Source organism: Saccharopolyspora sp. NPDC049426 (assembly GCF_040676935.1).
GTDB lineage: Bacteria > Actinomycetota > Actinomycetes > Mycobacteriales > Pseudonocardiaceae > Saccharopolyspora.
Genome location: NZ_JBFAPZ010000020.1, coordinates 1 through 12,367, shown reverse-complemented (window position 1 = coordinate 12,367; position 12,367 = coordinate 1). Strand labels below are relative to the sequence as shown.

Below are 12,367 nucleotides of genomic sequence, written 5' to 3'. Positions count from 1 at the left end.
CTAACGTGCCCGCGTGGACATTCCGGGGGGAACGAAGGTGGGCACGTGATCTCGAATTCGCCTGAGCCGTTCGCCGATGCTGTGGAGGCGTGGCACGCGGCCTGCGAGCAGGCGTGCTTGGAGAACCAGAACTGCCTTGATCGATACGGCGCGGTGGTCTCCGCGCTGATCACCTGGTTGGCCGACAACCCGGCCGCCGCCCGGCTGTACTTCGGCGCCTGCGATGAGACCGGGCATCCCTGGTTGTCGACCTACGTCCGTTCCTCCGCGAACGATCTGACCAGGTCACTCGTCGAGTTGAACGCGGCGCACAACCAGCCGGAGAACAAGACGAAGATCGAATTCATCATCGGAGCGCTCCGCCATCTCGTTCGCGAGGAATTACGCAGGGAGACGATCGACCACACCCGATTGGCCCTCCGACTCACCCGATTCGCCCCTCTCCTTCGAACGAATCGGAACTGCGACGACCACTGGTGATCAAACCTGTCATTGCGGTTTAGAAACATGCGTGTTTCTATACATTTTCCCTCGGGCGCAGCCTCGAATTCACCACCGCTCCCACCACTCCGCGACGCGAAACGACGTGCCGTCGGAGCAGCGAGGCATGCCCACGACAGGAGGTCATGATGCGCGCAGGACGACACAAGATCGCAGCAGTGGCGATGATCGCCGCGTTCTACCTCGGCGGCGCCGCGGCGGCCCAGGCGGCCACCGCCCAGGCCGTGCAGTGGAACCCGCAGAACACCGTCGAACCCATCACCCTGGCCAGCGGAACGCAGCTGGTCATGACGGCCAACACCGGCACCGAGGTCCGGTGCGACGTGGTCAACGGCAACGTCCAGGCACCTGTCGCCGGCAACCCGGCCGTCGCCGGAACCGTGGATTCCTCCGGCGCTCCGGCAGCGCCGACCATCACCCGCTGCACCAACTCGCTCGCCCCGTCCGCGGCCACCACCGTCACGCCGTCCGGCCAGTGGCTGGCCACCGCGACCAGCACCGGCAGCGTGGATATCAGCCAGGCCAGCGCGACGGTGACCATCAGCGGCGTGTGCACGATCACCGTGGACAACGCCGCCGTACCGGCCAACGGCTGGGACAACGGCACCCATCAGCTGACCGCCAACTCCAACGCCTCGTTCCCGATCAGGGAGAGCGGCCTGCTCTGCGACGGCGCTACCAGCGCGACGCTCAGCGGCACGCTGCAGCTCCCGGCAGAGGTGACCATCTCCTAACCCGGTGAGCGGGGCGCGGCGACGACCGCGCCCCGCTCAAGCGGCCGGTCAGCTCGCGTCGTGGCCGTGCGGGATCGCCCGGCCCTCGGCGTGCGCGGCGAAGGTGGACAGCTGCGCCTGGCGCGCGCTGGCCCGCTCCTCGCGGGTCTGCATGCCGTTGACCGCCTCCGTGCTGTGCGCGTACGCCTCGACGACGTTCGCGAGGCCCTTGGCGTTGCGCTCCAGGGCCACGCGGTCGATGTTGCCGAGGTGGTCACCCGCCTGGTGGTAGTTCGGGTCGTAAGCCACACCCGCCGTGCCACCCCACTTGGCGGCCTGGGCGTCGGTCTTGACCCCCTCGGCACCGGTGAACAGCCCACCCGCGGGAATGCCGTTGGCGATGAACTCGCCGTAGTCGGAGCGGCCGTTGAAGTCGGTGCCCTCCAGCTCCACGCCCTCCGCGGCCATCGCGGCCACGAAGTCCTTCTCGATCTGACCCGAACCCTGCGGGCCGGGACCCGAGCCGACGGCGTCGGAGTCGTCACCGTCGTAGGCGAAGTAACCGGCGTTCGGCGAGCCGATCATGTCGAAGTTCAGGTACAGCGCGATGTCGAGCCGCTGCTCGAAGGTCAGGCCCTGCACGTACTTCGTGGAGCCGATCAGGCCCGACTCCTCCGCGCCCCACCAGGCGAACCGCACCGCGTTCTCGGTCTGCGGGCTGCCGCCCATGCGCAGCGCGGTCTCCAGCAATCCGGCGCTGCCGCTGCCGTTGTCGTTGATGCCCGGCCCTTCCGCGACGCTGTCCAGGTGCGCGCCTGCCATCACGACGTTGTCGGGGCGGCCGGTGCGGGTCTGCGCGACGACGTTGCGGGTGGTGACGGTCTCCAACCGCGACTGGACGTCCAGCTTCACCTCGGCGCCCGCCTGCCCGGCCAGGGCCTCGCCGACCTGCTTGGTCACGCCCGCGCTGGGGATGCGCGCGTCCGCGGGGTCGCCGAGCGTGCCGCTGAGGGGCCCGTCGACGTTGTTGTAGATGATCGCGCCCGCGGCACCGAGATCCGCCGCGACCCGCTGCTTGTCGGCGAAGGTGCAGGACCCCCGCTGGATCAGCACGACCGAACCCGCCACGTCAGCGGGGAAGTCGGTGGCCTCGCAGCCCGGGGTGTCGTCGACCGCGGCGACCGACAGCGGAGCGGTGATCCCGCCCTGCGGGGTGGCCGGGGAGTACTCCAGCGCGTCGCCCTCGGTCGGCTGACCGGCGACCGCGAGGCTGAAGGAGTCCAGGTAGTAGGCGTCGTAGGTGAACTCCGGGGTGGTCACGTCGAAGCCCGCACCGCGCAGCTTGCCCGCGACGTGGTCCACGCTCGCCTCGTACCCGGGAAGCCCGGACGCGCGGTTCCCACCGTTGCTGTCGGCGATCCGCTGCAACGCGATCAGGTGACGGTTGACCGCGTCACCGGTGATCCGGTCGCCGAGGCCGGCCGGCGCCGCGGAGGCCGGGGCGATGGCGACCAGAGCTGCCGCGCAAGTGGCGGCCACAGCAGCGGCCGTGCGCCTGGGTGTGATGGTTCGCGAACTCATCGAGCTCCCCCGTTTTGTGCGGATCGAGTGGTTGTCCGACACAGTCAAGCGAACCCGGACCGAGTTGGAGAAGCGGGAATCTTTCCCGTATTTCCCGACTCGGCCCGCGTTCTCGGTTTTCGCGCCGCCCGAGGCTGACTACCGTCACGGGCATGCATGGGATTTCAATCCGCGAGCCCGGTGACCCCGACGTTCTGGTGTGGACCGAACACCCGGACCCCGAACCCGGCCCCGGTGAGGTGGCCATCGACGTCGTGGCCAGCGCGGTCAACCGCGCCGACCTCGCTCAGCGCCAAGGCAACTACCCGCCGCCCAAGGGCGCAAGCGAGATCCCCGGACTGGAGTGTTCCGGCACGATCGCCGAGATCGGCGAGGGCGTGACCGGCTGGAACGTCGGCGACGAGGTGTGCGCGCTGCTCGCGGGCGGCGGCTACGCCGAGCGGGTGGCCGTCCCCGCGGCGCAGGTGCTGCCCAAACCCGCCGGAGTGGATCTGGTGGAGGCGGCCGGGATTCCCGAGGTCGGCTGCACCGTCTGGTCGAACGTCGTCATGGAGGCCGGACTGCGCGAAGGTCACGTGTTCCTTGTGCACGGCGGCGCGGGCGGTATCGGGACCTGCGCGATCCAGATCGCCAAGGCGCTGGGCGCGCGGGTCGCCGCGACCGCGGGGTCGGCCGAGAGCCGGGCGCTCTGCGCGGAACTGGGCGCCGACCCGGTGATCTCCTACCGCGACGAGGACTTCGTCGAGGTCGTCAAGGGTCTCGGCGGGGCGAACGTCATCCTCGACAACATGGGTGCGTCCTACCTGGACCGGAACCTCTCCGCGCTGGCCATGGACGGGTTCCTGGCCGTGATCGGGATGCAGGGCGGCGCCAAGGCCGAGCTGAACATGGGCAAGATGCTGATGAAGCGCCTGCGCATGTCTGCCCTAGGCCTGCGCGGGCGCCCCGTGGACGGACCGAACGGCAAGGCCCGCATCGTCGCCGACGTGCGCGAACGCCTCTGCCCGCTGATCGAGAGCGGTGAGGTGCGGATGCCGGTGCACACGCGGATCCCGATGGCCGAGGCGTCCCGCGCCCACACCACCCTCGAATCGGGCGACGTCCGGGGCAAGATCCTCCTGGTGCGGTGAGGGCCGGATTCGAATTTCGCGCGAAATTCGAGCCTGAACTTCGGCGTTCAAATTTCGCGCGAAATTCGAATTCCCCACCCGGTCAGGTGAGGTCGGCGACCGCCTGGAGGAGTTGGTCGACCTCGGTGGAGTTCGTGTAGTGCGCCAGGCCGACCCGGATGGCTCCGCCGACCTCGGCCGCGCCCAGGGCCGCGAAGACGCCGTGGGTGCCCGGGTCGGCGAAGGCGCAGATGCCCTGGTCGGCCAGGTGCGAGACGGCGTCCTCGGCCTTGACGCCGTTGACGGTGAAGGCCACCGACGGGATCCGGCGCATGGCGTCGCCGATGAGCATCACCTCGGGGAGCTTGCGCAGCCCGTTGGTCAGGTTGGTCAGCAGACCCGCTTGGTAGGACTTCACCGCGCGCAGCGAGGTCAGCAGCCGTTCCCGGCGCGGCCCGATGGCCGCGTCGTCGAGACCGGCGAGGTAGTCCACGGACGCGATCAGGCCCGCGAGCAGCGGCAGCGCGTGCGGCCCCATCTCCAGGCGCTCAGGTCCCCGAGCGCTGTGGTCGAGCGAGACCGACGGCAGGTGATCGAGCATCGCCGGGTCGCGGAAGGCCAGCGCGCCCACCTGCGGACCGCCCCACGCCGAGGCGTTGACGGCGACCACGTCGGCGCCCAGCTCGGTGACGTCCAGTGGGACGAAGGGCGCGGCGGAGGAGGCGTCGACGACCAGCAGCGCGTCGTGCTCGTCAGCGGCCTCCGCGGCCGGGCGGATGTCCGGCCGGGTGCCGACCGCGCCCGAAGCCGCGGTGATCGCCACGACCTTCGTGCGCGGCGTGACCAGGTCGCCGTACTGCCAGGTCGGCAGCTCGCAGGTCTCGATGTCGATCTCGGCCCAGCGCACGGTCGAACCGGAGCGCTGAGCGGCGCGCTGCCACGGGTCGACGTTGTCGGGCGAGTCCAGCCGGGAGACGACGACGTCGTCGCCGATCATCCAGCCGTCGCCCAGGGCGTCGGCGAGCCTGCCGAGCAGCACTGCGGAGTTCGGCCCGAGCACCACTCCGGAGGGCTTGGCACCCACGAGATCCGCGATCGCGCGACGAGCGGCCTCCACGATCGCCTCGGCGCGCTGCGAAGCGGGGAAGTTCCCGCCAGGACCGGAAACCGGGGCCCGCAGGGCGGTGGACGCCGCCGTGGCCACCTGCTCGGGAACCTGCATGCCTGCCGGGGCGTCCAGGTGCACCCACCCGTCGCCGAGCGCCGGGAAGAGTCCGCGAACCGCCGCGACGTCGAACGCCATGATCCAGACATTACTGAAACGCGGGACTCGGCGACGTCCAGGGTGGTCGATACTGCATCACTCGCGAGCCGTCGCCCCAGCGCTGCGGGCGAGTCGGCACGACCCCTCCCACGACCTGGCGGCACACTGGAACCATGGCAGCCATGAGCGAACAAGAGCGCCCGCAGGTGTTCGTGGTGGGCGAGGACGGCAACCCCGTGGGTGCCGGCGCGACCGAGGTCGGCGACGAGGGCCAGGAGCACGGCGAGGACATCAACGGCCTGGTGGAGCAGCCGGCCAAGGTGATGCGCATCGGCACCATGATCAAGCAGCTGCTGGAGGAGGTCCGCCAGGCGCCGTTGGACGAGGCCAGCCGCAGCAGGCTCAAGGAGATCCACCAGTCCTCCATCCGGGAGCTGGAGCAGGGCCTGGCGCCGGAGCTCATCGAGGAGCTGGAAAGGCTGTCGCTGCCGTTCGCGCAGGAGACCACGCCCTCGGACGCCGAGCTGCGGATCGCCCAGGCCCAGCTGGTCGGCTGGCTGGAGGGCCTGTTCCACGGCCTGCAGACCGCGCTCTTCGCCCAGCAGATGGCCGCACGAGCCCAGCTGGAGCAGATGCGCCGAGGTCTGCCGGCAGGTTCCGGCGAACCGGACATGGGCCCGACCAAGGGCACCGGGCAGTACCTCTAGCGGTCCTGCGCGATAACGGAAGGTAGCGCCCGACGTCAAGCGGGCGCTACGCCTTCGAGTGATGCCCAGCCCGAGTGTGCACACGCGCGGTCGGTACTCTTTCGCTCGTGCATGCTACGAGCACGCTAGACCGACCTACGGCGCCTTCTGAGATCTCGCCGCGGTCCTGGCGAAAAGCGTTCAAGGACATCAGTGACGCCCTCAGCCAGCGACAGCTGTGGGCTCATCTGGGCTGGCAGGACATCAAGCAGCGCTACCGCCGCTCCGTCATCGGCCCGCTGTGGATCACCATCAGCATGGCCGTCACGGTCACGGCGCTCGGTCTGCTCTACTCGCAGCTGTTCGGGCAGCCGCTGGAGAAGCACCTGCCCTACCTCGCGGTGGGCTTCATCGTGTGGGGCTTCATCGGCAACTGCGTCAACGACGGTTCCGAGGTCTTCATCTCCAACGAGGGCCTGATCAAGCAGCTCCCGGCACCGGTCAGCATTCACGTGCTGCGGCTGCTGTGGCGGCAGGTGCTGTTCTTCGCGCACAACCTCGCCGTGTACTTCGTGCTGCTGTTGATCTTCCCGAAGCCGCTGTCGCTGATGTCGCTGATGGCGATCCCGGCCTTCGCCCTGATCGCGCTCAACGGCGCCTGGGTGATCCTGGTCGTGGGCACCATCTCGACCCGCTTCCGCGACATCCCGCCGGTCACCCAGAGCATCGTGCAGCTGATGTTCTTCATGACGCCGATCGTGTGGAACTACGACGAGTTCCGGTCCAGCCCGAACGTGGCGATCGCGGAGCGCGCGAAGCTCGCCGAGATCAACCCGTTCATGCACTTCCTGGAGATCATCCGGCAGCCCATGCTCGGCACCCCGATCGCCTGGCACCACTGGTTGGTGTGCGGCGCGATCACCGTCGTGGGTTGGGCCGTGGCACTGGTCGTGCTGCGCAACTACCGTGCCCGTGTCTCCTACTGGGTCTGAGTGAGGCCGAATAAACCATGGTCAGCATCGACGTATGGAACGCGGCGGTCGACTTCCCGATCTTCGACGCGAAGTCCCGCTCGCTGAAGAAGGCCGTGCTCGGCCGAGCCGGAGGCAAGATCGGCACGGACAGCCGGGTGCCGGTCATCGAGGCGCTGCACGACATCAACATGTCGCTGCGCGAAGGTGACCGGGTCGCGCTGGTCGGCCACAACGGCGCGGGCAAGTCCACGCTGCTGCGGCTGCTGTCGGGCATCTACGAGCCCACCCGGGGCAGCTCTCGCGTGGTCGGCAAGGTCGCGCCGGTGTTCGACCTCGGCGTGGGCATGGACCCGGAGATCTCCGGCTACGAGAACATCATCATCCGCGGCCTCTTCCTGGGCATGTCCCGCAAGGAGATGGAGAAGCGGATCGACGACATCGCCGAGTTCACCGAGCTCGGTGACTACCTGGCGATGCCGCTGCGCACCTACTCCACCGGCATGCGGGTCCGGCTCGCGCTGGGCGTGGTGACCTCGATCGACCCCGAGATCCTGATCCTGGACGAGGGCATCGGCGCGGTCGACGCGGAGTTCCTGGAGAAGGCGCGGGACCGCCTCAACGACCTCGTCAAGCGATCCGGCATGCTTGTCTTCGCGTCGCACTCCGACGAGTTCCTCGTCGAGCTGTGCAGCACCGCGATCTGGATGGACAAGGGCGGTATCCGCGAAGAGGGCTCGCTGCGCGAGGTCTTGACGCACTACAAGGGGTACGACCCCTTCAACAACCTGAGTGAGGAAACCCTGGCCCGGATCGGCGAATCGCGGGCCACGATCGGGAGCGAAGAAGGCTCATGAGCACCGACTCCGCACAGCAGCTGCCCGCCGGATCCGTAGTCGCGGTCATCGTCACCAGGCACCGTCGCGAGCTGCTGGCCGAGTCCCTGAAGGTCATCGCGAGTCAGACCCGGTTGCCGGACCACCTGGTCGTGGTCGACAACGGTCCCGACCAGTCGGCCTCCGACGTGGTCGACGACTGCCCGGTGCCCTCCACCTACATCGCCTCGCAGCGAAACCTCGGCGGCGCCGGCGGTTTCGCGCTGGGCATGCTGACCGCGCTGTCCCTCGGCGCGGAGTGGGTGTGGCTCGGTGACGACGACGGCCGCCCGGCGGACGAGCACGGGCTGTCCACATTGCTGGAGGTCGCCGAAAAGCGGCGCCTGGCCGCCGTGTCGCCGGTGGTGGTCAACATCGACACCCCCGGCACGCTCGCCTTCCCGCTGCGCCGCGGCCTGACCTGGAAGCGCGAGGTCAGCGAGCTGCCGGAGGACTTCCTGCCGGGCATCGCCTCGCTGTTCAACGGCGCGCTGTTCCGCGCCACCACGCTCGACGTCGTGGGCGTGCCGGACTACCGGCTGTTCTTCCGGGGCGACGAGGTGGAGATCCACCGCCGCCTGGTGCGCTCGGGACTGCCGTTCGGGACCACGTTCCGCACGAAGTTCCTGCACCCGGACGGTTCGGCGGAGTTCAAACCGATGCTGGGCGGGCGGTTCCACGCCCAGGACCCCTCCGACGCCAACAAGCGCTACTACACCTACCGCAACCGCGGATACCTGCTCTCGCAGCCGGGGATGCGCAAGATCGGCGCCCTGGAGGTCGTCCGGTTCGGCCTGTACTTCGTGGTGCAGCGCAAGGACCCGAAGGCGTTCCGCGAGTGGCTGCGCCTGGTGATCCAGGGACGCAAGGAGCGGTTCTTCCGCCGTTGATCCGAAGCTTCGACCGAGCGGTCGCCGGAACTCCCGGCGACCGCTCGCTTTTTACGCGGACTTCACAGCGGGATCGATAACCGGAAGGTCACGAGACGCTTAGAGGCGCCTGAGATCGAACTGAGTTCGCAGCTCACGACGTTACCTCTGGTGTCGATTCGCACACCCTCGGAATGCCGCGAAAGCGCCCGGACCAGCAACTACTATTCTCCTTTCGTGCTCAGTGGCCAGGAAGACAGCCGCCGAACGGACGACCCTTCGGCAGACAACGGGACCGACCGCGCTCGACCGTCGGCCAGGCGGCTGAAGCTGTTCGCCTCCGTGCTGGGCGTGCTGGGCACGGTGCTCGCCCTGGCGGTGCCGTTCCTGCCCGTCAACCACGACGTCACGACCCTGAAGTGGCCGACGGCGGAGGGCACCAAGTCGGTGTCGGCGCCGCTGGTCGGCTACTCGCCGCTGTGGCTCAACGCGGAGGTGCCGTGCGTCTTGGCGCGCAGCCTCGACGCGCGCACCAACGGCGCGGCCGTGCTGCTGAGCACCAACCCGCCCTCGTCCGACTACGGCAAGCTGACCGGTCTGACGCTGCAGGTCGACAACGGCCAGCTGACGCTGCTGACCAAGGGCCAGCAGGTCGGCACCGCGGCGATTCCCGCCGGGGACTGCTCGATCTCGCTGCGGTCCGACGGCTACGGCAGCACCGCCAACGTCGGCGACCAGTCGATCGCCAACCTGCGCGGCGACCAGCGCCCGCAGCTGACCGGCGTGTACTCCAGCATCGACGACCGACTCGACGACGTGCGCGGACTGTCGTTCGAGGCGCGCGTGGACACCCGCTACGAGAGCCAGGCGACGTCGCTGAAGCTCGCCGTGATCGCGCTGACCGTGCTGGCCTTCCTCGGCTCGGTGATCTGCCTGCGGCGCCTGGACGTGCGCGCGGGCAGGCGTCCCCCGAAGTGGCTGGCGATCGGCTGGTGGAAGCCGACGTTCCGGGACGTCGCGGTGATCGGCTCGCTGCTGGTGTGGTGGGTCGTCGGGGCGATGACCTCCGACGACGGCTACATCCTCAACATCGCGCGAGCGCGCGAGAGCTTCGGGTACGTCAGCAACTACTACCGGTGGTTCGGTGTCCCGGAGGCGCCGTTCGGCTGGTTCTACGAGCTGTACTCGGTGTGGGTGCAGGTCTCCACGGCCACGCCGTGGGTGCGACTCCCCGCGCTGCTGATGGGCATCGTCAGCTGGCTGCTGATCTCCCGCGAGGTGCTGCCCAGGCTCGGCCAGGAGGTCCGGCGCTCCAACGCCGCGGGGTGGGCGGCCGCGGCCGTGTTCCTGGCGTTCTGGCTGCCCTACAACAACGGCCTGCGCCCCGAACCCGTCGTGGTGCTGTTCTCGCTGCTGGCGCTGTGCGCCGTCGAGCGCGCGGTGGCCACCGACCGGCTGATGCCGGCCGCGCTGGGCCTCGTGGTCGCCGCGCTCTCGGTGGGCGCGAACCCGCACGGCATGGTGTCCGTGCTGCCGTTCGTGGCCGCCCTCAAGCCGCTGTTCCGGCTGGTGCGCAAGCGGGCCCTGGAGTTCGGCTGGCTGCCGGTGCTGGCGCCGATCGCCTCCTCCGGGTTCGTGATCCTGACGCTGGTGTTCGCCGACCAGACGTGGCAGTCGGTCATGGACGCCACCGACCTGCGCACCGACATCGGCCCGAGCCAGAGCTGGTACGAGGAGCTCAGCCGCTACAACCTGCTGTTCAGCCCCACGGCGGACGGCTCCATGACGCGACGCTTCCCCGTGCTGCTGGTCATCCTTTGCCTGGCGACCTGCGCCGTGGTGCTGCTGCGCCGCGGGCGGATCCGGGGTGCGGCGCTGGGACCGAGCCGGCGACTGCTGGCGATCAGCGCCATGTCCTTCGGCGTGCTCGTGCTGACCCCCACCAAGTGGTCGCACCACTTCGGCATCTTCGCCGCCACCGGCGGAGCGCTGGCCGCGCTGACCGCGCTGGCCACCAGCACCACCGTGCTGCGCTCCAAGCGCAACCGGGCCGCCTTCTTCGCCGGGCTGATGGTCATCCTGGCCTTCGCCGCCACCGGCCCCAACGCGTGGTGGTACGTCTCGGGCTGGGGTGTGCCCTGGTACAACATGCCGCCGCAGCTCAAGGGCAGGCACCTGAGCACCATCCTGCTGATCATCGCGTTCATCGCGCTGGTCGTGGCGTTCATCGAGCATCTGAGGATCGACGAGCACAACCCGAAGGTCGTCGACGAGCGCTTCAGCCGCGAGGAGAGGCGCAGCCGCGCGCTGCGGATGGGCACCGCTCCGCTGTCGATCCTGTGCGCCCTGCTGGTGCTGTTCGAGCTGGCGAACTTCGGCAAGGTCATCCAGAAGCAGTGGGGCAGTTACAGCCTCGGCTCGGACAACATCAAGCAGATCGTGGGCACCAGCTGCGGCCTGTCCGATTACATCTACGTCGAGACCAACCCGCAGTCCGGGATGCTGCGCGTGGCCGGGGAACAACCGGCCACGGCGGCGCCGTCCGAGGACAAGGAGATCGGCGTCCCGCCCAAGCGCCTGCAGGACAAGGAAGACGCCGACGAGTACATGCGGGCGAAGCTGTCCGGCTTCAACCAGCCCGGCCTGCCGCCGGGCGACGGCACCGACCCGCAGGAACCCAACTGGAAGCCGCCGCACCAGTTCGGCAACGACAATGCGCCGGTGTGGGGCAGCTACGACGCCGCCGCCGTCGGCACCGGTGAGCTGCGCACCCAGTGGTACGACCTGCCGGAGCGCGCGCAGCGCGGCGAGGTGCCGGTGGTGCTGTCGCTGGCCGGCGCCGAGCTGGGCGCGAACTCGGTGGCGCTGGAGTTCGGGCACGACACCCCGAACGGCTTCCTGATCACCGAGCGCAAGTACGTGGTGCAGCGGGACGGCGGCCCGAACTGGCGGGACTTCCGCTACACGCTCGGCGGCAAGTCCGAGGGCGCCACGAAGATGCGCGTGGTCGCGGTGGACAACGCGCTCGGCCCGAACGGCTGGGTCGCGGTCAGCGCCCCGCGCGCGCCGCAGCTGGTGAACATGACCGACTTCGTCGGTGACCAGCCCGCGTTCGTGGAGTGGACGGCCGCGCTGGTGCACCCGTGCCTGCAGCTGCCGCGCGTGCACCACGGCGTCGCCGAGATCCCGAAGTTCCGGGTCGCGGCGGGTGCCGAGGTCCGCGACATCGGCCAGGGCTGGTCGTCGCCGGACTCCGGCGGCCCGTTCGGCTGGCTGAACGTGGCGACGAGCATGCGCGAGCTGCCGACGTACATGAAGAACAACATCCACCGGGACTGGGGCTCGCTGTACGCCGTGGACCCGTACGACGCGGACGCCGTACCGGCTCAGACGGCCATGGACGTCCACACGGAGACCCACTGGGGCAACTGGACTCCGGGGCCGCTGCCGAAGTCCCTGCAGCTCCCGGGCGACGTCCCCAGCTCCGACGACCGCAACGACGTCAAGGGCTTCGAGGCCCCCGAGGAGTCGGACCAGTAGTCCTCACCCGAGGAACCTCGCCCCGAGCGCCCCTCCTGCCGGCCACGTCCGATGGGAGGGGCGCTCGCACGTGCGAGGACCCCTCCCGCATCACCACGCACTTCCCGAGCCACTCCTGCCCCGGAGGCGTTCACCCGTTGCGGGGGCGGATTCGAATTTCGCGCAGCTTGTTGGGCAGGCCCGCGGCGAACCGCTCCACGAGCGGCCGGTGGTTGTCGAGGTGGTGCGAGAGCACGCCCAGGTGCGCGATGCTCTCGC

Annotated in this window: 10 protein-coding genes; 8 read left to right on the top strand and 2 right to left on the bottom strand. The window is 69.3% G+C overall.

The features are described from left to right. Positions 1-45: 45 nt before the first annotated feature. Both AB0J78_RS30750 and AB0J78_RS30745 read left to right on the top strand, forming a co-directional pair. The gene (locus tag AB0J78_RS30750) at positions 46-480 is read left to right on the top strand and encodes a hypothetical protein (RefSeq protein WP_363795106.1); all 435 of its coding nucleotides are present in this window, start codon (positions 46-48) and stop codon (positions 478-480) included. A 149-nt stretch (positions 481-629) separates the two neighbouring features. Further along, positions 630-1,235 (top strand): hypothetical protein, encoded by a 606-nt coding sequence (locus AB0J78_RS30745; protein WP_363795104.1) that lies wholly within the window; start codon positions 630-632, stop codon positions 1,233-1,235. Positions 1,236-1,283: 48 nt separating this feature from the next. Here the strand turns inward: AB0J78_RS30745 and AB0J78_RS30740 are convergent, their stop codons facing one another. Continuing rightward, positions 1,284-2,795, bottom strand: coding sequence for a M28 family metallopeptidase (locus tag AB0J78_RS30740; protein WP_363795102.1), 1,512 nt, complete (start codon positions 2,793-2,795; stop codon positions 1,284-1,286). Between the two features lie 152 nt (positions 2,796-2,947). On the opposite strand from AB0J78_RS30740, the gene AB0J78_RS30735 reads away from it, so the two are divergent. After that, a complete protein-coding gene (locus tag AB0J78_RS30735; RefSeq protein WP_363795100.1) occupies positions 2,948-3,925 on the top strand; it encodes an NAD(P)H-quinone oxidoreductase in 978 nt (325 codons plus the stop codon). 82 nt (positions 3,926-4,007) lie between these two features. Here the strand turns inward: AB0J78_RS30735 and AB0J78_RS30730 are convergent, their stop codons facing one another. Next, on the bottom strand, positions 4,008-5,207 hold the full coding sequence (locus AB0J78_RS30730) for a cysteine desulfurase-like protein (RefSeq protein ID WP_363795098.1): 1,200 nt from the start codon (positions 5,205-5,207) through the stop codon (positions 4,008-4,010). Between the two features lie 134 nt (positions 5,208-5,341). On the opposite strand from AB0J78_RS30730, the gene AB0J78_RS30725 reads away from it, so the two are divergent. From AB0J78_RS30725 to AB0J78_RS30705, 5 genes are all read left to right on the top strand, one after another. Beyond that, positions 5,342-5,875, top strand: a complete 534-nt coding sequence (locus AB0J78_RS30725; protein ID WP_363795096.1) for a bacterial proteasome activator family protein — start codon at positions 5,342-5,344, stop codon at positions 5,873-5,875. Between the two features lie 107 nt (positions 5,876-5,982). Then, positions 5,983-6,846 (top strand): ABC transporter permease, encoded by an 864-nt coding sequence (locus tag AB0J78_RS30720; RefSeq protein WP_363795094.1) that lies wholly within the window; start codon positions 5,983-5,985, stop codon positions 6,844-6,846. A 17-nt stretch (positions 6,847-6,863) separates the two neighbouring features. Beyond that, complete coding sequence (locus AB0J78_RS30715; protein ID WP_132623511.1) at positions 6,864-7,682, top strand: ABC transporter ATP-binding protein; 819 nt, start codon at positions 6,864-6,866, stop codon at positions 7,680-7,682. Beyond that, positions 7,679-8,590: a glycosyltransferase family 2 protein gene (locus tag AB0J78_RS30710; protein ID WP_363795092.1), complete on the top strand. Its 912-nt coding sequence runs from the start codon at positions 7,679-7,681 to the stop codon at positions 8,588-8,590. The genes AB0J78_RS30715 and AB0J78_RS30710 overlap by 4 nt, the downstream gene beginning before the upstream one ends. Before the next feature lie 216 nt (positions 8,591-8,806). Further along, entirely contained in the window at positions 8,807-12,109 is a 3,303-nt protein-coding gene (locus AB0J78_RS30705) for an arabinosyltransferase domain-containing protein (RefSeq protein ID WP_363795090.1), read from the top strand. Positions 12,110-12,367: the final 258 nt, after the last annotated feature.